Source organism: Bradyrhizobium diazoefficiens, from assembly GCF_016612535.1.
GTDB lineage: Bacteria > Pseudomonadota > Alphaproteobacteria > Rhizobiales > Xanthobacteraceae > Bradyrhizobium > Bradyrhizobium diazoefficiens_C.
Window position 1 is genome coordinate 1900995 of sequence record NZ_JAENXS010000001.1, and the last position, 20066, is coordinate 1921060.

Sequence of the window (20066 nt, forward strand, 5' to 3'; positions counted from 1 at the left end):
GCGCTTGGCCGCAATCGACTATGACGTCGAACTGAGACGCGCCGGCGCGCACGCGACCGGCGGCTGGCGGCGCGTGCTGTTCCTGGCGCAGCGGCATGTGCTGGGCGCGACCGGACTCGTCATCATGATCACGTTCGTGTTCACCGCGATCTTCGCCGACTTCATCGCGCGCTATGATCCCTTGACGATCGATTCCGCCGGTGCGCTGGCTCGCCCGAGCCTGGCACACTGGATGGGCACGGACTCCTTTGGCCGCGACGTGTTCAGCCGCATCATCCATGGTGCACGCATCTCGCTTGCGGTGGGCATCGGATCGACCGCGCTTGGCGGCTCGATCGGCGTCGTCGTGGGGCTGACGTCCGGCTATCTCTCCGGCTGGGTCGATCTCGTGTTCCAGCGCGTCTCCGACATTTTGCAGGCGCTGCCGCTGCTGGTCCTGGCCCTGATCATGACGGCCGCGCTCGGTCCATCACTGCCGAACGTCATCCTCGCCATTGCCATTCCGCTGATCCCGACCGTCTCGCGCGTCGTCCGCGCCAACACGCTGGCGCTGCGCGAGCAACCGTTTGTGGAAGCGGCGAAATCGATCGGCATGAGCGAGGTGCGGATCGCGCTCCGCCACGTGCTGCCGAACACGCTCGCGCCGCTGATCGTGCTGGCGACCGCCCAGCTCGGATCGACCATCCTCACCGAAGCCTCGCTCTCCTTCCTCGGTCTCGGCATTCCCGAGCCCTATCCATCCTGGGGCCGCATGCTGTCGGAATCCGCCGCCGAATATGTCCGCACCGCGCCGTGGCTGGTGATCTTCCCGGGCATCGCCATCAGCCTCGCCGTGTTCGGCGCCAATTTGTTCGGCGACGCCCTGCGCGACATCCTCGATCCCCGGCAGCGCGGCTGATGACGAAAGAATCCGATCTCGTGCTCGAGGTGAAGAACCTGAAGACGGTGTTCTTCACGAACTCCGGCCTGTTCAAGGCCGTCGACGACATCTCGTTTACCGTGAAGCGCGGCGAGACGCTGGCGATCGTCGGCGAATCCGGTTGCGGCAAGAGTGTCACCGCACTGTCGCTGATGCGGCTGGTGCCAGATCCGCCCGGCCGCATCGTCGGCGGGTCCGTCACGCTCGAAGGCACCGATCTGCTGGCACTAGATGAAGCAGAGATGCGCGCTGTCAGGGGCAATCGTATCTCCATGATCTTCCAGGAGCCGATGACCTCGCTCAATCCGGTGATGCGGATCGGCGACCAGATCGTCGAGGCGGTGCGGCTGCATCGGGCGATGTCAACCAGGGAAGCCCGCGACGTCGCGGTCGAGATGCTGCGGCTGGTGCGCATTCCCGAACCGGCACGGCGCGCGCGCGAATATCCGCACCAGCTCTCCGGCGGCATGCGTCAACGCGCGATGATCGCGATGGCGCTGGCGTGCCGGCCGGCGCTGCTGATCGCGGACGAGCCGACCACAGCGCTCGACGTCACCATCCAGGCGCAGATCCTGGCGCTGATCCTCGATCTTCAGAAAGAGCTCGGCACCGGCCTCGTGCTGATTACCCACGACCTCGGCGTCGTCGCGCAGACCGCGCAGCGCGTCATCGTGATGTATGCGGGCCGGAAGGTCGAGGAAGCCAGCGTCGAGGCGCTGTTCGCCGCGCCAAAACATCCCTACACGCGCGGGCTGATGGCCTCGATCCCGGCGGTGCCCGCATCCGGCGTCCCCGCTCCGGCGCGGCTGAACGAAATTCCAGGCACGGTACCGTCACTGGTGCGGCTGCCGCAGGGCTGCGCCTTTGCGCCGCGCTGCAAGCTCGCCGTGAAGCGCTGCGAGGCCGAATATCCACCGCTCGCCGATTGGGGCGGCGGCCATCTCGCCGCTTGCTGGCGCGCGGCCGAAGTCGCGGAGGTGGCATGAGCGAAGCGCTGCTGGAAGTCACCGATCTCAAAAAGCATTATCCGGTCCGCGCCGGCGTGCTGCGCAGGCAGGTCGGCACCGTGCATGCGGTCGACGGCGTCTCATTTTCGGTCGGCACTGGCGAGACGCTGGGCCTCGTCGGCGAATCCGGCTGCGGCAAATCAACGGTGGCACGCAGCGTGCTGCGGCTGGTCGAGCCGACCTCGGGCCAGATCCGCATCGCAGGCGAGGACATCACCCATCTCTCCAAGACGGCGCTGCGGCCACATCGCCGTTCGATGCAGATCGTGTTCCAGGACCCGTTCGCCTCGCTCAATCCGCGCATGACCGCGGGCGACATCGTCGGCGAGCCTCTGGCCGTGCATGGTCTTGCCACCGGCAGGGCGCTGGAAGCGCGCGTCGCGAAACTGTTCGAGCAGGTCGGCTTGCGGCCCGACCAGATGCGCAATTTTCCGCATCAATTCTCCGGCGGCCAGCGCCAGCGCATCTGCATCGCCCGGGCGCTGGCGCTCGAACCGCGCCTGATCGTCTGCGACGAGCCGGTCTCCGCGCTCGACGTCTCGATCCAGGCGCAGGTGATCAATCTCCTGATCGATTTGCAACGGCAGCATGGCTTCTCCTATCTCTTCATCGCGCACGACCTCGCGGTGGTCGCCCATATCAGCCACCGCGTCGCCGTAATGTATCTCGGCCGCATCGTCGAAATCGCCGACAAGGACGAGCTGTTTCGTAACCCGCGCCATCCCTACACGCAGGCCCTGCTCGCCTCCGTGCCGATCGCCAACCCGCTCGCGAAGAAGCTCACGCCTCTGGTGGACGGCGATGTGCCGAGCCCGGTCAATCCGCCGCCCGGCTGCGCGTTTCACACGCGCTGCCGGTTTGCGATGGAGCGGTGCAAGACGGAGCGCCCGGCGCTGATGGATGCGGGCGACGGACATCGGGTGGCGTGTTTGCTCAATGACGGGACGGGGCGTCCGAGTGCGATCCCGTAGGGTGGGTTAGCCGCAGGCGTAACCCACCTCTTTATTATCCGCAGCGACAGAAGCGGTGGGTTACGCTTCGCTAACCCACCCTACGATTGCGGTGTTCGCCTCGCTACCCCGCTCCGATCTCCGCCACGATCCTGCCCGTGGTCACCTGCTCGCCCTCGGCGACATCGATCGCGACGACGACGCCGTCGATGCCGGTCTTGTGGACGTGCTCCATCTTCATCGCTTCCAGCGTCATCACCGGCTGGCCGGCGGTGACACGATCTCCCGGCTTGACCAAGACGGCGACGATGCGGCCGTTCATGGCGGCGCGGACTTTGCCGTCGCCGCCGTTGGTTGCAGCGGCCTTTGGCGCGGCGAGCGTGAGATCGGCGACCGCCAGCGGGATGCCGCGGTGCTGGAGATAGAGCTGGTCGCCGTCGCGCAGGAACTTTGCGCTGTCCATCAAGCTATCATGGCGGAAGCGGATCGAATCAGGATCAAGCCGGTCGATCTCGAACCTGTCCTCGCGGCCGTCAGTGACGACGATGTAGCTGCCATCGCGCTCGCGGGTGACTTCGAGCTCGTGCGCGCGGCCGGCGATTTCGATTTTCGCAGGCAGAGGGAAGGTGGCCGCAAGGCTCCGGCCACTCTGCCAGGACGGCGCGCGTGGGTTGGTGACGTAGAGCAGAAGGCCCGCCAGCGCAGTGTCGCATGTGGCGTCCGCCCGCGGCGCCAACAGCTCGTCACGGTGCGCGCCGATGAACGCCGTCGTCGCCTCGCCTTTGGCAAAGCCGGGATGACGCAGGCAGGACATCAGGAACGTCTGGTTGGTGGTCACGCCGAAGGCCGTGAGCTGCTCCAGCCCAACGATCAGCCGGCCCCTCGCCTCTTCGCGCGTGGCCCCATGGCCGATCACCTTGGCGATCATGGAATCGTAGAACGGCGGGATCTCCGAGCCCGATTGCAGCGCGTGCTCGACGCGGATGTTGTCAGGCACCTGCCAGCGCGCCATACGGCCGGACTGCGGCATGAAGTCCTGCGCGGCATCTTCCGAGCACAGCCGCACCTCGATGGCGTGGCCCGCGAAGCGAATGTCCTGCTGCTTCACCGGCAATGGTTCGCCGCGCGCGACACGCAGTTGCAGCTCGACGAGATCAAGCCCGGTGATCGCCTCGGTCACGGGATGCTCGACCTGGAGGCGCGTGTTCATCTCCATGAAGTAGAACTCGCCGCTGGCATCGAGCAGGAACTCCAGAGTGCCGGCGCTTTCATAACGCAGCGCCTTGACCGCTGCGACGGCGACCTCGCCCATTTTCGCGCGCAGTTCCGGCGTCACCGCGGGCGATGGTGCCTCCTCGATCAGCTTCTGGTGCCGCCGCTGCACCGAGCAGTCGCGTTCGCCGAGATGGATGGCGTTGCCGTGGCTGTCGCCGAACACCTGGATTTCGATGTGACGCGGGTTCCGGATGGCGCGCTCGAGGATCACCGTGGAATCGCCGAACGCCGCCTTCGCCTCCGACCGCGCACTGCGCAGCGCATCGGGGAAAGAAACCGCGTCAGTCACTAGCCGCATGCCGCGGCCGCCGCCACCCGCGACCGCCTTGATCATCACCGGGAAGCCGATCTTTTTGGCCTCCGCGAGCATGACCTCGTCACCCTGCTCGGCACCCTGATAGCCGGGGACGCAGGGAACGCCGGCCTTCTTCATGATTTCCTTGGCGCCGGCCTTGTTGCCCATCGCCTCGATGGCCTGCGGCGACGGGCCGATGAAGACCAGCCCGGCATCCTTGCAGGCTTGCGCGAAGTCCTCGTTCTCGGCGAGAAAGCCGTAGCCGGGGTGAACGGCATCCGCGCCGCTCGCCTTTGCCGCGGCGATGATCGCGGGGACGTTGAGGTAGGATTGCGCGGGCAAGGCTTCGCCGATGCGCACGGCCTGGTCAGCCTGCCGCACATGCAGCGCGTCGCGATCGGCGTCCGAATAGACCGCAACGACGCCGAGCCCGAGCTGCCGCGCACTGCGCATCACGCGCAGCGCGATCTCGCCGCGATTGGCAACCAGGACCTTGAAGAACGGCTGCACTGATCCGTTCCTCATGGGCGGGCCACCGAAAACTGCATACGCTGGGGCGTGCGCGCATCGCCCTCGCGGCAGATCGCGAGAACTTCGGAGAGCACTGCGCGGGTGTCACGCGGATCGATCACGCCGTCGTCGAGCACGCGCGCGCTGGTCGAGAACACATCCATCTGGCCGTCGAACACGCCGATAATCTGCGCTTTCATGGCGTCGAGCTTGTCCTTCTCGACCGGCTTGCCGCGACGCGCAGCGGCGGCCTCGGTCACGATCGCCATGGTCTCGGCGGCCTGCTCGCCGCCCATCACCGCGGTCTTGGCGTTGGGCCAGGAGAAGCAGAAGCGCGGATGAAAGCCGCGGCCGCACATGCCGTAATTGCCGGCACCGAACGAGGCGCCGCAATAGATGGTGACCTGCGGCACCGTCGCCGAGGTCACCGCCTGGATCATCTTCGAGCCGTGCTTGATCATGCCGGCTTCTTCATAGGCTCGGCCTACCATGTAACCGGTGGTGTTGTTGAGATAGAGGATCGGCGTGCGGGTCTGGCAGCAGGCCTGGATGAAATGCGTTGCCTTGTTGGCACCGGCGGGATCAAGCGGGCCGTTATTGGTGATGATGCCGATCGCCTGGCCCTCGATACGGGCATGGCCGCAGACGGTGGCCGGGCCGTAGTTCGGCGCCATCTCGGTGAAATCGGAATCGTCGACGATGCGCGCGATCACCTGTTTCATGTCCACGGAGCGTTTGTGGTCCATCGGCATGATGCCGAGCAGCTCGTCCTGGTCGTAGCGCGGCGGTTTGAATTCCGACGTCGCCCCACCCAGCCGCTGCCATTCCAGCGCTGCCATGATCTCGCGCGCGATACGCAGTGCGTCGCGGTCGTCCTCGGCGAGGTAATCGCCAAGGCCGGACACCTGTGTATGCATCTCGGCGCCACCGAGCTCCTCCTCGGTTGCGACCTCGCCGGTCGCAGCCTTCAGCAGCGGCGGCCCGGCGAGGAAAGCGCGGGTACGGCCACGCACCATGACGATGTAGTCCGAGAGACCGGTTTGGTAAGCGCCGCCGGCGGTGGAGGAACCATGCGTAACGGTGACGACCGGAAGCCCTGCCGCCGAGAGCCGCGCGAGATTGCGAAAGATGTTGCCGCCACGAACAAAGTCCTCGACGCGATAACGCAAAAGGTTGGCGCCGGCGCTCTCGACGAGCTGGACGTAAGGCAGCTTGTTCTCCAGCGCGAGCTCCTGCACGCGCAGCGTCTTGTCGATGCCGTAAGGCTGGAGCGCACCGGCGTCGATGCCGGCGTCATTGGCGCTGACCATGCAGCGAATGCCCGAGACGAAGCCGATGCCGGCGATGACGCCGCCGCCGGGCACGCTCTTGCTCGCATCCGGCACGTCGAACATATAGCCGGCAAGCGTCGACAGCTCGATGTAGGGCGCGCCGGGATCGAGGACCAGCGCGACGCGCTCGCGCGGCAGCAGCTGCCCGCGTTTGTGGAAGCGGTCCTTTGCCGCGGCCGACGCGGCACGGGTGCGCTCTTCCAGCGCGCGCATCCGGTCGATCAGACCAAGCATGCCGTCGCGATTGGCGCGGTAGGCGGTGCCGCCGGGAGAAATGGTGTTTTCGAGAATGGACATCAAAGCTCCTGGCCGTCATTCCGGGGCGCGCGGAACGCGAGCCCGGAATCCATACTCCCGATCGTGGTTATGGATTCCGGGCCTGGCCCTTCGGGCCATCCCGGAATGACGGAGTGTGTCACTACCTGTTCGTCCCAAAGATCTTCCGCGCCTCCGCCGGGCTCGCGATCTCGCGGCCGGCCCGCCGCGCACAGGCGGCGATGGCCTCGATCAGCTGGCCGTTCGAATTCACCTTCTTGCCGTCGGCGAGATAGAAGGCGTCCTCGAGGCCGGTGCGCAAGTGGCCGCCGAGCTCAGCGCAGCGTTGATGCAGCGGCCAGATCTCTTCGCGTCCAATCGCGGTGACTTGAAAGTGGGCTTCGGGCCGCTTCAGCTTGATCAGGATCGGCAGCAGATCGGGATCCGACGGCATGCCGGAGGCGACGCCCATCACGAAGTTATATTCGAGTGGGCCCTTATACATGCCGACTTGGGTGTACATGCCGACGCAGCGGACGATGCCGACGTCGAAGCATTCGAACTCGGGGATCGTGCCGACCGCGTTCATGACGTCGAGATAGTCCTTGACCTTCTCGACCGCGTTGTCGAACATCATCGGCGGCCAGGCCCAGGTATTGTCGGCCTTGACCTTCAGGTAGTTCAGCGAGCCGGCGTTGCAGGCAGCGATCTCCGGCCTGGTCTCGCGGATGCAATCAAGCGCGCCAGAGTAGTTCGGGCCCGACACGCCCGAAGTGTGATTGATAATGACGCCGGGGCAGGCTTCACGGATCGCCTGCTGGATCTCCTTGCTGACGGCTACCTCCCAGGACGGCAGGTGTCCCTTGTTCGGCGCCTGCTGGCGCAGATGGATATGCATGATGGACGCGCCCGCATCGAACGCGGCTTTGGCCTCGCGCGCCATCTGCTCGGGCGTGACCGGCACGTTGTGCTGCTTGGGGTCGGTGAGCACGCCGTTCAGCGCGCAGGTGATGACGGCTTTGTCGCTCATGCCACAGATGTCTCGCACGTTGAGAATTCAACGTTTGAGATCATGTGGTGCGCGGCATGCAGCTTCTTGCGCGGAGAAGCTGAAAACCGAGATGCCCTAGGGTGGGTTAGCCGATGGCGTAACCCACCACTTCTATCTCCGCGGAGATTAAAGAGGTGGGTTACGCTGCGCTAACCCACCCTACGAGTGCGGTGCTAGCTCGCCTCTGCCAGCCTCACCGTTTCGCTGCTCCGATAGATCGCGAGATCGCGCGAGCCGACGAAGATCGCGCGCGGCTTCAGGCCGTAGAAGCGGCGGATCGAATGGCTGAAATGGGTGCTATCGGGATAGCCGATGTCCTGCGCGAGATGGGCGAGGTTGAGGTCCTGATTGGCGAAGTGCAGCAAATGCCGCGCGCGCTTCCAGGCGCGGAAGGAGCGGAACGAGATGCCGGTCTCTTCCTTGAACAGATGCAGGAAGCGCGAGGCAGAGAGGCCTGCTTCGGCGGCACACGTATCCGCCGTCACCGGCTCGCCGGAGAAGCGCTCGATGCGGGCGACCGCGCGGGTGACGCGGGGGTCGAGCACGCGGCGCGGCAGCGCCTCGCCAAAGCACATCTCGTCGAATTCGGCTGTGGTGATATTGCCGTAGCGGCGCTCGCGCAGCAGCGTGTAGGCGGCGAGAATTTTTCGGGCGTAGACCGCTCGGTCCAGTCCCATCAGCCGCTGGGCCAAGACTTCGATCACGCCATCCGGCATGCTTTCCGGCTCGAGCGTCACGCTGACGGCGGTGCGGTAATCGCTGGCAATGGAATGTCGCTGGTTCGGCAGGGTGACGAACAGTTCGCCGGTGGCGAGAACGTCGTCGATCGTCAGATGCAAGCTGCCCTTCACCGCGACATAGACATGGCAGCAGCCGGGGGTCCGCTTACGGGGCCGGCCGAGCAAGCCGGCATAGAAGACCCGCTCTGGCGTGATCAGCATCAGATGGTCGGATTCGCGACCGCTATCTTCCATTGGGTATCCTCCTCGCGCGGCTCTCTGGCCGCTGCGGACGGAGGTCACCTTAGCGGAAATTGGGGCGCTGTCACGACGCGATAGCGCTGTCATGGCGCGCAAAAGATACCGTTCCGGGAGGGTGTGAGACCGCCCCGGAACTCTTCGCCGGGACGACCACTAAGCCCTCGCGCGCGGCGCAACATTCTGCTCGGCGCCGGCCTTCTGCTCCGCAGTAACGGCGCGCTTGAAGCCGTCGCGCTGCTGCAATCGGGCCCAATAGGCTGCGACATTTGGCCCAAACTCCTTGGCGAGCCCGATATTGTCGGCGAGGCGGAGCGCATAGCCAATCACGATGTCAGCGGCGGTGAAGCGGCCGGCGCACAAGGTTTCGGCATTGGCCGTCGCTGCCTCAACGGCGCGCAGTCGCCCCAGGAACCACTTCGCGTAGTCGGTGGCGACCTGCGGATTGCGGCGCTCCTCCGGCTCGAGTTGGGTGTAGCGGAGCACCAGCGTTTGCGGAAAGGTTAACGTGGCGTCGCTGAAATACATCCAGTTCAAGAAGGCGCCATAGGCGGGGTCCTCAGGGCCTACCATCAGCGACGTCGGTCCGTGCTTGACGCCGAGATAGTGGCAGATGCCGGAGGACTCCGTCATCTTGGTCTCGCCGTCGACCATGAAGGGAATCGTGCCGAGCGGGTTGAGCGCGAGATATTCCTTGGCGAAAACCCGCGGCGGGAACGGCAGCATCTTCAGATCATACGGAAGCCCCATCTCCTCCAGCATCCAGAGCGGACGGAACGAGCGCGCGGCGTCGCAGTGATAGAGCGTAATCATCAGACATTCCCTTTGCTGCCGGGCAGCGTACCCATCATCTTGCACAGGACCATCAGCATGACCTCGTCGGCGCCGCCGCCGATCGAGGTCAGGCGGCTGTCGCGATAGGCGCGGCTGACCGGCGTCTCGTTGGTAAAGCCCATTCCGCCCCAATATTGCAAGCAGGCGTCGGTGAGCTCGCGGCCGAGACGTCCAGCCTTCAGCTTGGCCATGGTCGCAAGTTTTGTGACGTCCTCGCCCGCTACGAGGGCCTCGGCGGCACGATAGATCAGCGCGCGCAGCAACTCGACCTCGGTCTGCATCTCCGCGAGCTTGAAGTGGACGACCTGATTGTCGAGGATCGACTTTCCGAAGGCTTTGCGGTTACTTGTGTATTCGATGGTCTCGTTGATGTTGTTTTCATGCGCCTTCAGGCAGGCCGCCGCACCCCAGAGTCGCTCCTCCTGGAACTGGATCATCTGGTAGGTGAAGCCTTTGCCCTCCTCGCCGATGCGGTTGCGCTTGGGCACGCGGACATCGTCGAAGAAGATCTGCGCGGTGTCCGACGAGCGCATACCCATCTTGTCGAGTTTTCGCGCAACGGTGACGCCCTTGCTCTTCATGGGAACGCAGATCAGCGATTTGTTGCGGTGAACGGGCCCATCGCCGGTGTTGGCGAGTAGGCAGATCCAGTCGGCCTGGGTGCCGTTGGTGATCCACATCTTGCCGCCGGTGATAACGTAGTCGTCGCCATCAGAGCGTGCGCTGGTCTTGATCGAGGCGACGTCAGAACCTGCATCCGGCTCGGACACGCCGATGCAGGCGACGTAGTCGCCGGAGATCGATGGCGCCAGAAACTCGCGCCGCACCCCGTCGCCGCCGAACCGCGCGAGTGCGGGCGTCGCCATGTCGGTCTGCACCCCGATCGCCATCGGCACGCCGCCGCAGGTGATGGCGCCGAGCTCCTCGGCCATCATCAACGCATAGGAGTAGTCGAGGCCGGAGCCGCCGAATTCGATCGGCTTGTTCAATCCGAGGAAGCCGAGGCTCCCCATCTTCTTGAACAGCTCGTGCGCCGGAAAGATGTCGGCCTTCTCCCATTCATCGACATGAGGATTGATCTCGTTGGCGATGAATTTTTGCAGGGAACGACGGATCTCGTCGTGGTCGGCGGTGAATAGCATTTGAGCTTAGGCTCCGATAGGCACGGTTATTTATGCTCGTCATGGCCGGGCTTGTCCCGGCCATCCACGTCTTTTGCGACGGCAGCGAAGCACGTGGATGCCCGGGACAAGCCCGGGCATGACGAAGAAAGCAGTCACAGCCCCATCTGCCGGCTGGCGAGATCCTTCATGATCTCCTCGGTGCCGCCGCCGATGGCGTTGACCTTGACCTCGCGGTAGATGCGCTCGGCCTTGATGCCGCGCATGAAGCCAGCGCCACCAAAAATCTGCACGGCTTCCGAGGCGCAGAAGGCCATGGTCTGCGTCGCCTGGTTCTTCATCATGCAGATTTCGGCGACCGGACTTTCGCCCTGCTCCAGCCGCCAGGCCAGCATTTCCAGCATCGCTTGCGACGCCGCGACCTTCTGGGCCATGTCGACAATCTTGTGGCGGATCACCTGATGCTGCGCCAGCGGCTTGCCGAAGGTCTTGCGCTCCTTGGCATAGGCGATCGCCTCGTCGAGACAGACGCGGGCGAAGGCAATACAGCCGGCGGCCATGCCCATGCGCTCGCTGTTGAAATTCTGCATGATGATCTTGAAGCCCTGCCCCTCCTCGCCGATCAAATTTTCGGCCGGCACGCGGCAATCGTCGAAATGCAGCGTCGCGGTGTCGGAGGCCCACCAGCCCATCTTCTTCAGCTTGGTGCGCGATAGGCCGGGCGTATCGCCCTCGATCAGGAGCAGGCTGACGCCGCCGGCGCCCTCGCCGCCGGTCCGCACCGCAACAGTCAGATAGTCGGCGCGCATCCCTGAGGTGATGAAGGTCTTCTCGCCGCTCACGACGTAGTGATCGCCGTCGCGACGGGCCTTGGTCCGCAGGCCCGCGACGTCAGAGCCGCCGCCCGGTTCGGTGATCGCGAGTGCTGAGATCTTCTCGCCGGAGAGCACCTGCGGCAGCACACGCGCCTTGACCTCTGGGCGTGCCGCACGCGCGATCGGCGGCGAGCCGATGGTATGGCTCATCAAGCTGGCGCTGACGCCCCCGGCGCCGGCCCGCGCCAGCTCCTGGCTCGCCACGATCTTCATGAACTGGTCGGCGGCGATCCCGCCATATTCCTCGGGGAATCCGAGCCTCAACAGGCCGATCTCGGCCGCCTTGCGATACAGCCTGCGGGGAAATTCGCCGGCTTCGTCCCAGTCATGGGCGAACGGGGCGATCTCCTTGTCGACGAAGCGGCGCATGACGTCGCGGAAGGCGTCGTGCTCGGCGGTATAGAAAGGGCTCTTCATTGCATTCTCGCCTTCGACGACTCTCTTCTCGTTCCACCATGGCTGGAACGTCGGCGCCTCACTTGCGCGGAGTGGCTGGCCGGGGGAGCCGCACCTCGCGGGCCGCGACCTAGCAACTCAACGCAAGACGGTTTTCGTCCCTCGCAGGCCAACTCCAAATCAAAAAAGACTGCTGCACAAAACTCCGGCTGGCCTCCCAGGGCCACGCCGGACATGGTGCACGGCAATAAAGGCAGGCGGCACAAGACCGCCGAGGGAGGGATTGTTGGCCGTTCGTTACTACGACTGGATCGCTCACCATGCGCGCCGCTCACCTCTCAAGGTCGCGGCGATCGATCTCGCGAGCGAGCGCCGCTTTACCTATTCAGAGCTCGATGCGCGGGTCTCGCGCCTCGCTTCGTTCTTTCGCCACACATTGAAAGTCTCGCGCGGCGACCGTGTCGCGGTGCTGGCGTTGAACACCACCGATACGCTGGAGGTGCAGTTTGCCTGCGGACGGCTCGGCGCCGTCTTCGTCCCGCTGAACACCCGCCTCACCATTCCCGAGCTTCAGTTCATCACCGGCGATTGCGCGCCGAAGGTGATGATCCACGACACCGATCTCGCCGAGACGGCGCTGAGCGTCGCAAAACTCTGCAACGTGGCGACGAGCCTGTTGCTCGGTCCTGGCGGCGGCTACGAGACCGGCATCGCTTCTGCAAAGCCGCTCGACCGCGCTGAAGAAGTCACGCTCGATGATGTCTCGACCATCATGTACACGTCCGGCACCACTGGTCATCCAAAGGGCGCGACCATCACCCATGGCATGACCTTCTGGAATTGCGTCAATCTCGGCGGCCCGGCCTGCATCGGGCCGTCCTCGGTGCTGCTCACCGTGCTGCCGCTGTTCCACACCGGCGGGCTCAATTGTTACACCAATCCGGTGCTGCATGCCGGCGGCACCGTGATGATCATGCGCGCCTTCGATCCCGGCACCGCGCTCGGCCTGATCAACGATCCCGCCCAGGGCATCAACGTGTTCTTCGGCGTGCCCGCGATCTACCAGTTCATGGCGCAGCATCCGGCCTTCGCGACGACTGACCTGACCCGTCTGATCGTCTGCGGTGTCGGCGGCGCGCCGATGCCGATGCCGCTGCTGAAAGTGTGGGAGGCGCGCGGTGTCGCGCTCCAGCAGGGCTACGGCATGACCGAGACCTCGCCCGCCGTGCTGGTGCTCGACCGCGAGGACGCGGCGCGCAAGGCTGGCTCCGCCGGCAAGCCGGTGCTGCACACGGAAGTGCGCATTGTGCGCCCCGACGGCAGCGATGCCGAAGTGGGTGAGCTCGGAGAGCTCTGGGTCAAGGGACCGAACATTACGCCGGGCTACTGGAACAGGCCGGAAGCGAACAGATCCTCCTTCACGGACGGCTGGCTGCACACCGGCGATGCGACGCGCATGGACGAGGAAGGTTTTTATTACATCGTCGACCGCTGGAAGGACATGTACATCTCCGGCGGAGAGAACGTCTATCCGGCCGAGGTCGAGAATGTCCTGCACCAGCTTGACGCGATCGCGGAAGCCGCGGTGATCGGCATCCCCGACCCGCAATGGGGCGAGGTCGGCCTCGCCATCGTCGCGGTCAAACAGGGCCAGCGGCTGACCGAGGCAGATGTCTTTGCGCATTGCGCGACCAATCTCGCGCGCTTCAAATGCCCGCGCCAAATCCGCTTCGTCGATGCGCTGCCGCGCAACGCCACCGGCAAGATCCACAAGCCGACCCTGCGCCGGGAATTCTCGGTCACTTCGGAAATCGATAAGAAAGCCGCCAACGCCTGATCAAAGCGCCCTCTCACGGGCGCTTTTTCTTTTCGACGTGCCTGCTCCACCCCAGAAGAAACGCCAAGGAAAATTTCATGAACAGGAAACTCTCTTTGCTTGCCGCAGCAACGGCGTTGACGTTGTTCACCGCCCAGGGCGCCTACGCCCAGAAAGCGTACGACACCGGCGTCACCGATACCGAGATCAAGATCGGCAATGTCGAAGCCTACTCCGGACCGGCTTCCGCCTACGGCATCATAGGCAAGACCGAGGAAGCCTACTTCAAGATGATCAACGATCAGGGCGGCATCAACGGCCGCAGAATCAATTTCATCTCCTACGACGACGGTTACTCGCCGCCGAAGACGGTGGAGCAGATCCGCAAGCTGATCGAGAGCGACGAGGTGTTCCTGGTGTTCAACGCGCTGGGCACGCCGACCCAGAGCGCCGTGCAAAAATATCAGAACGCGAAGAAGGTACCGCAGCTGTTCCTCGCCACCGGCGCCAGCAAGTGGAACGATCCGCACAACTTCCCCTGGACCATGGGCTTCCAGCCGAGCTACCGGGTCGAAGCGCGGATCTTCGCCAAATACATCCTGAAGGAAAAGCCGGACGCGAAGGTCGCCATCTTCTATGCCAACGACGATTTCGGCAAAGACTACCTCGCCGGTATCAAGGACGTGTTCGGCGACAAGGCCTCGAAGCTGATCGTGGCTGAGGAGAGCTACGAGACATCGGAGCCGTCGATCGACGCCCATATCGTCAAGCTCAAGGACACCGGCGCCGATGTCTTCGTGAACATCGCGACCCCGAAATTCGCAGCACAGGCCATCAAAAAGATCGCCGAGCTCGGCTGGAAGCCGATGCATCTGATGACCGACGTCTCGGTGTCCATCGGCGCTGTGATGAAGCCCGCCGGCCTCGAGGCCTCCGAAGGCGTGCTGTCGGCCGGCTATCTGATGGACGCATCGGATCCGCAGTGGAAAGATAATGCGGGCATGAAGAAGTTCATGGCCTTCATCGAGAAGTACATGCCCGGCGCGAACATTTCGGACGCCAATCTGGTTTACGGCTATGCCGCAGCCCAGACCATGGTGCAGGTGCTGAAGCAATCGGGCGACAATCTCACCCGCGAGAACGTGATGAAGCAGGCCGCCAGCCTGAAGGACTTCACCCCCGACACGCTGATCCCGGGGATCACGATCAATACCTCGTCCACCGACTTCGCACCGATCGAACAGCTCAAGATGTGGCGGTTCAAGAGCGGACAGTGGGAGCTGTTCGGCCCCATCATCAGCGCCGAGCCGAGCGGCTAGTTCCGGCGATTGCCGCAACCCTCAACGAAATAGCGGCCGCAAGGCCGCTATTTTTTCACGCCTCGCCGAGGTGATCTAACCCGGCAAGAAGAGTGCGAACGATTCGTCGACCGTGCGGCGCAGGTGGTCGCGATAGAATGCATGGTTGGTGTCATCAGGCCCGACCCGTCCGAGCGACGGCTTCGGAATGTTCCTGAGCGGCACATAGGCGATCGGCGCTGCGACCGGCGTCAGCTGTGAGCCGGGACCGGCGCGAAGCGTCGAAATGATGCCATACATCACGCCGCCCACGGTCGGCCGTGACACCGTGATCACGCGATGCTGGCCGTGCTTGTTGATCACGAGATAGATGAAGCCGGACTGATGCGGCACCGCGACCTCGCCGGTGTGCTCATAAGCCGCATCAGTCCGCTCGCCCTCGCGGAAGACCAGCGAGGACACCTGCGGCTCCCAGACGATCTCGGTGCGGTAGGCGAAGATGGCATCCTTGTCGCCGAAGGACGGGCGCAACGTGATGTAGACATCCTCCAGCCAGGTCACCGCGCGATGCGAATAGGAGCCGAGGCTGTCAGGTGCGACATCATTTGCAGCCGGAGGCGTCACCACGGCAATGTTTTTGCGCAAGGACACACCGAGCGCCTGCTCCAGCCGGACCGTCGTTGCCAGCGTGAACGGGCGGCGACCGCCGAGCGCCTTCTCCAGCGTCGACAGGCTGAGCTTGGCCTGCTCGGCCAGCGCCTGCCGCGAAATCCGGCGCCTGGCAATTTCCTCGCGGATCATCTCCGCGACCTCGCGGCTTTGCTCGTCGGAAAGCTGCCCGTCGTTGAGTCTATCCGGCGTCTGCATCGTTAACCCTGCTCCACGGCCGCCAGTCTAGCAGGGCGGACAAGTCAGCACAAAACCGGACATGACCGCCAAAGCAGTGGCCCGCCCTGGCCGGCCGCGGCGGAACATTGCCGATCATTCTGCTCGCGAAATCGCGCCCTCCCGACGGATGCTCGGCATCGTCAAACACCCTTCGGGAGCAGGCCAAATGGACACCTATGACGCGGAAGACAGCAACGAACATCCCTGGCTCGGCAGGCTGATCAAGGTCGGATTGTTTCTTCTGGCGCAGGGCGCTGCCGTGCTCCTGGTCAGTTTCGTGGCCCTGCTGGTGAGCTTCGCGCCGGGGTGGTCGGCGACAAATGAGCAGGCAAGCCTGCTCCAGCCCGGCGACGCCAAGTCCGGTACGCTCCTCATCAAGGAGGACGGCGCCACGACGGAAGCCATCCGCCTCGGCATCGACATCGACATCACGGTGTCCGGCCCGACGCTGCGCACCCGGGTCACGCAGATCTTTCGCAATCCGACCAAGGACTGGGTCGAGGCAACCTACGTCTATCCGCTGGCCACTGACGGCGCCGTCGATACGCTCAAGATGGTGGTTGGCGACCGCGTCATCGTCGGCGACATCAAGGAACGTCAGCAGGCACGGGTGATCTACGAGCAGGCGCGCCGCGCCGGGCAGAAGGCCGCGCTCACCGAGCAGGAGCGGCCCAACATCTTCACCAACTCGGTCGCCAATATCGGTCCCGGTGAAACCGTGCTGGTGCAGATCGAATATCAGGAGCCGGTGCATCAATCCGGCAACGAATATTCGCTGCGCGTGCCGCTCGTGGTCGGGCCGCGCTACAATCCGGCGCCAATCGTGCAGAGCGTCGACTTCCGCAAGGACGGCTCCGGCTGGGGCACGACCAATTCGGACCCGGTGCCCGACCGTGACCGCATCTCGCCGCCGGTGCTCGATCCCACCAAGAGCGCGCCGATCAATCCGACCAGCATCACGGTGCACCTGAAGGCCGGCTTCGCGCTCGGCGACGTGAAGAGCCACCACCACAACGTCAAGATCGAGAGCCCGGACAACACGACGCGCGTGGTGACGCTTGCCGACAATACCGTGCCCGCCGACCGCGATTTCGGACTGACCTGGAAACCGGTGGCCGACAAGGCGCCGTCGGTCGGACTGTTCCGCGAACATGTCGGCGACGCCGATTATCTGCTCGCTTTCGTCACGCCGCCGGCCGCCGAGCAGGCGACGCAGAAGCCGCTGCCACGCGAAGTGGTGTTCGTGATCGACAATTCGGGATCGATGGGCGGCACCTCGATCGAGCAGGCCAAGGCGAGCCTGCTCTATGCGCTCGGCCGCCTCCAGCCGAACGACCATTTCAACGTGATTCGTTTCGACGACACCATGGACGTGATGTTTCCGGCATCGGTGCAGGCCGACACCGCGCATGTTCGTGAGGCGACCTCGTTCGTCAGCGCGTTGCGGGCGCGCGGCGGCACCGAGATGGTGCCGGCGATGCGTGCGGCGCTGACCGACAAGCTTGCCGATACCAACATGATTCGCCAGATCGTCTTCCTGACCGACGGCGCGATCGGCAACGAGCAACAATTGTTCGAGACTATCACCGCGATGCGCGGCCGTTCGCGCATCTTCATGGTCGGTATTGGATCGGCGCCCAACACCTACCTGATGACGCGCGCCTCCGAGCTCGGCCGCGGCGCCTTCACCCATATCGGCTCCGTCGAGCAGGTCGAGGAACGCATGCGCGGCCTGTTCGCCAAGCTGGAGAACCCTGCGGTGACCGGCCTTACTGCGAAATTTTCGGAAGCCAAGGCCGACGTCACGCCCGCGATCATTCCCGACATCTATCGCGACGAGCCGCTGGTGCTCGCGGCAAAGCTCGACAAGCTCGCGGGCTCTCTGGAGATCAAAGGACGCGTCGGCGACCGCCCGTGGTCGGTGACGCTGCCGCTGCAAAATGCAGCCGAAGGCAAAGGCCTGTCGAAGCTCTGGGCCAGGCGCAAGATCGGCGATGCCGAAGTGGCGCGGACGCTCCGCGAGATGACGCCGGAGGATACGGACAAGACGATCCTGGCGCTGGCGCTCGATCATCAGATCGTCACACGGCTGACCAGCCTCGTCGCGGTCGACAAGACGCCGAGCCGCCGCGAAGGCGAGCCGCTCAAGCTCAGCGAACTGCCGATCAACCTGCCGGCCGGCTGGGATTTCGCGAAAGTGTTCGGTGAACGGCCGCAGCCGATCCAGTTGCACGGACGCCGCGCCGACGCAGGTCAGCCTGCGGCAAGACGGCCGGCGCCCGTCACGTCCGATGCGATTCGCCTGCCCAAGACCGCGACCTCGGCCGGGCTGAAGATGATCGCAGGCCTGATCATGATCGTGCTCGCCCTGATCCTGTTCGTGTTCAACCGGCGTCAGCCCTTGCTCACTGACGCCGCTTGAGAGAGGAGCCCCCCGAACTCCTCTTGCTTAGCGCGCGCGGCTGCCCGTCCCGTCCCAACGGCCGCGCGCGCCTTTTTCGAGACGCACAATGCCCCGCCTTATCTCGCCGCTCGTTCTAGCTCTCATCGGCACGATCCTGTTCGGCGACGGCGCCTACATCCACGCCAAGGCCTGGCTCGCACAGGTGCTGCTGGAGCGTGCGTTCGACAGGAGCATTGCGACCGGCCAGCCGGTCAAGCCGTGGTCCTGGGCCGATACCTGGCCGGTGGCGCGGATCGAAGTGAAGCGGATCGGCGCCAGCGCTATCGTGCTGGAGGGGACGAGCGGTCAGGCGCTCGCCTTTGGGCCGGGCCACCTCAACCGAACGGTTGATGCCGGCGAGCGCGGAATTGCTGTATATGCCGCGCATCGCGACACGCATTTCCGCTTCTTGCGTGAAGTTGCCATCGGCGACGTGATCGAGGTCACACGCGCCGACGGCATGCATTTTCGTTATCGCGCGGACGCCTCGCGCGTAGTCCGTTTCGACGCACCGGGCATCGATCTTGCAACGCCGGATTTTGAACTCGTGTTAACAACCTGCTGGCCATTCGATGCCGTCACGCCCGGTCCCGAGCGCTACATTCTTCATGCGACGCTGATTGAAGCCGGCAGCTAGGCGGTCCATCGCCCCTTCTCAGATCGCGCACAAATGCCGCAGCCAGTCGCCTCAAGCCACTGAACTGGCGCCGCTGGCCGTAGACTTACAAGAAGGCACTTGGATTTTTGATGCGGGAATGGGCGGGGAAGAGGGGTAAATGGACGAAGAGTTCAGGCAGCGTCTCGAACAGCGATTGGAGCAGCTCGAAAGCCGCGCCGCGCTACTGGAGCGGAATCTCGATCTCATCGCGGCCGGTCAGAGACGCTCCTCTCTTCGCAGCCTGTGGCGGCGACCGCCGATGTGGACCTTCGAGCAATATCCTGCGCGAATGCTCAACCTGAACGCGTTCAAGCCGGCACCCGCCATTCCTGCGGACGCGCCGCGGATCGCGATAGTCACGCCGAGCTACAACCATGCGCAATATCTCGGCGCCACGATCGACAGCATCGTGAGCCAGGCTTATCCGAACCTTTATTATCACGTGCAGGACGGCGCCTCGATCGACGGCACGCTCGAGCTCCTGAAAAGCCGCGGCAACGGTATCAGCTGGAGGAGCGAGCCAGACGAGGGCCAGTCCAACGCCATCAATCTCGGCTTTGCCGGCGTCGACTGCGAGATCATGGCCTATCTCAATAGCGACGACGTGCTGCTGCCCGGCACGCTCGCGCATGTCGTCAACTATTTCATGTCGCATCCCGATGTCGACATCGTCTACGGCAACCGCATCTTTATCGATCGCGAGGGGCTCGAGGTCGGCCGCGCCGTGTTGCCCCGCCACGACGGCAAGGCGCTGCAATATGCCGACTACATTCCGCAGGAGACGATGTTCTGGCGCAAGCGCGTGTGGGACAAGATCGGTCCGATCGACGAAAGCTTCCACTATGCGATGGACTGGGATTTCATTCTGCGGGCGCAGGCCGCCGGATTCAAGTTCGTCCGCCTGCCGCGGTTTCTCTCCTGCTTCCGTATCCATGATGCGCAAAAGACGGCAGCCACTTACGCGATCGGCGTCAGGGAAATGGGCATTTTGCGGCGCCGCGTCCTCGGATTCGATCCGACCCATATGCAGATCCGGCGCGCCATCGCGCCCTATCTCCTCCAGCAGCTGGCCTATCACTATGCCTACAAGCTGGGGGTCTTGCGATACTGAGGAGACGTCGCGAGCCGACGAATGAAATCGTCGATTGCGCTGCGCATTCCGCCATG

The 20066-nt window shown here is 64.3% G+C and carries 16 protein-coding genes; 8 read left to right on the forward strand and 8 right to left on the reverse strand.

The features are described from left to right. Window positions 1–4 precede the first annotated feature (4 nt). Genes JJE66_RS08955 through JJE66_RS08965 form a run of 3 tightly spaced genes read left to right on the forward strand, consistent with a single transcriptional unit; the run spans window position 5 to window position 2897 of the window. Entirely contained in the window at window positions 5–898 is an 894-nt protein-coding gene (locus JJE66_RS08955) for an ABC transporter permease (RefSeq protein ID WP_200513868.1), read from the forward strand. Then, window positions 898–1905: an ABC transporter ATP-binding protein gene (locus tag JJE66_RS08960; protein WP_200513869.1), complete on the forward strand. Its 1008-nt coding sequence runs from the start codon at window positions 898–900 to the stop codon at window positions 1903–1905. Before JJE66_RS08955 ends, JJE66_RS08960 begins: the two co-directional genes overlap by 1 nt. Then, on the forward strand, window positions 1902–2897 hold the full coding sequence (locus tag JJE66_RS08965; RefSeq protein ID WP_200513870.1) for an ABC transporter ATP-binding protein: 996 nt from the start codon (window positions 1902–1904) through the stop codon (window positions 2895–2897). The genes JJE66_RS08960 and JJE66_RS08965 overlap by 4 nt, the downstream gene beginning before the upstream one ends. 103 nt (window positions 2898–3000) lie before the next feature. On the opposite strand, the gene JJE66_RS08970 is transcribed toward JJE66_RS08965, so the two are convergent. From JJE66_RS08970 to JJE66_RS09000, 7 genes are all read right to left on the reverse strand, one after another. Continuing rightward, window positions 3001–4971: an acetyl-CoA carboxylase biotin carboxylase subunit gene (locus JJE66_RS08970; protein ID WP_200513871.1), complete on the reverse strand. Its 1971-nt coding sequence runs from the start codon at window positions 4969–4971 to the stop codon at window positions 3001–3003. Continuing rightward, complete coding sequence (locus JJE66_RS08975) at window positions 4968–6584, reverse strand: acyl-CoA carboxylase subunit beta (protein ID WP_200513872.1); 1617 nt, start codon at window positions 6582–6584, stop codon at window positions 4968–4970. Before JJE66_RS08975 ends, JJE66_RS08970 begins: the two co-directional genes overlap by 4 nt. A gap of 121 nt (window positions 6585–6705) precedes the next feature. Then, a complete protein-coding gene (locus JJE66_RS08980; RefSeq protein WP_200513873.1) occupies window positions 6706–7572 on the reverse strand; it encodes a 3-keto-5-aminohexanoate cleavage protein in 867 nt (288 codons plus the stop codon). A 194-nt stretch (window positions 7573–7766) separates the two neighbouring features. Beyond that, a complete protein-coding gene (locus JJE66_RS08985; protein ID WP_200513874.1) occupies window positions 7767–8567 on the reverse strand; it encodes an AraC family transcriptional regulator in 801 nt (266 codons plus the stop codon). Between the two features lie 159 nt (window positions 8568–8726). Beyond that, window positions 8727–9383 carry a glutathione S-transferase family protein gene (locus tag JJE66_RS08990; RefSeq protein WP_200513875.1) on the reverse strand — a complete coding sequence of 219 codons (657 nt, stop codon included), beginning with the start codon at window positions 9381–9383 and terminating at the stop codon, window positions 8727–8729. Then, a complete protein-coding gene (locus JJE66_RS08995) occupies window positions 9383–10546 on the reverse strand; it encodes an acyl-CoA dehydrogenase family protein (protein WP_200513876.1) in 1164 nt (387 codons plus the stop codon). Before JJE66_RS08995 ends, JJE66_RS08990 begins: the two co-directional genes overlap by 1 nt. Window positions 10547–10680: 134 nt before the next feature. Further along, window positions 10681–11817 carry an acyl-CoA dehydrogenase family protein gene (locus JJE66_RS09000; RefSeq protein WP_200513877.1) on the reverse strand — a complete coding sequence of 379 codons (1137 nt, stop codon included), beginning with the start codon at window positions 11815–11817 and terminating at the stop codon, window positions 10681–10683. A gap of 265 nt (window positions 11818–12082) precedes the next feature. Here JJE66_RS09000 and JJE66_RS09005 point away from each other — a divergent pair, with 265 nt between their 5' ends. Together JJE66_RS09005 and JJE66_RS09010 are read left to right on the forward strand one after the other, a co-directional pair. Then, on the forward strand, window positions 12083–13633 hold the full coding sequence (locus tag JJE66_RS09005) for a long-chain fatty acid--CoA ligase (protein WP_200513878.1): 1551 nt from the start codon (window positions 12083–12085) through the stop codon (window positions 13631–13633). 77 nt (window positions 13634–13710) lie between these two features. Then, window positions 13711–14931 carry an ABC transporter substrate-binding protein gene (locus JJE66_RS09010; RefSeq protein WP_200513879.1) on the forward strand — a complete coding sequence of 407 codons (1221 nt, stop codon included), beginning with the start codon at window positions 13711–13713 and terminating at the stop codon, window positions 14929–14931. A 75-nt stretch (window positions 14932–15006) separates the two neighbouring features. Here JJE66_RS09010 and JJE66_RS09015 read toward each other — a convergent pair whose 3' ends face one another. Beyond that, the gene (locus tag JJE66_RS09015; RefSeq protein WP_200513880.1) at window positions 15007–15777 is read right to left on the reverse strand and encodes a helix-turn-helix transcriptional regulator; all 771 of its coding nucleotides are present in this window, start codon (window positions 15775–15777) and stop codon (window positions 15007–15009) included. A 187-nt stretch (window positions 15778–15964) separates the two neighbouring features. On the opposite strand from JJE66_RS09015, the gene JJE66_RS09020 reads away from it, so the two are divergent. The 3 genes from JJE66_RS09020 to JJE66_RS09030 all read left to right on the forward strand — a co-directional run bounded on the left by JJE66_RS09020 (window position 15965) and on the right by JJE66_RS09030 (window position 20010). Further along, window positions 15965–18220, forward strand: a complete 2256-nt coding sequence (locus tag JJE66_RS09020; protein WP_200513881.1) for a marine proteobacterial sortase target protein — start codon at window positions 15965–15967, stop codon at window positions 18218–18220. An 88-nt stretch (window positions 18221–18308) separates the two neighbouring features. Continuing rightward, window positions 18309–18878 carry a class GN sortase gene (locus tag JJE66_RS09025; protein ID WP_200513882.1) on the forward strand — a complete coding sequence of 190 codons (570 nt, stop codon included), beginning with the start codon at window positions 18309–18311 and terminating at the stop codon, window positions 18876–18878. Window positions 18879–19017: 139 nt separating this feature from the next. Continuing rightward, window positions 19018–20010 (forward strand): glycosyltransferase family 2 protein, encoded by a 993-nt coding sequence (locus JJE66_RS09030; RefSeq protein ID WP_200513883.1) that lies wholly within the window; start codon window positions 19018–19020, stop codon window positions 20008–20010. The last annotated feature ends 56 nt before the right edge of the window (window positions 20011–20066 follow it).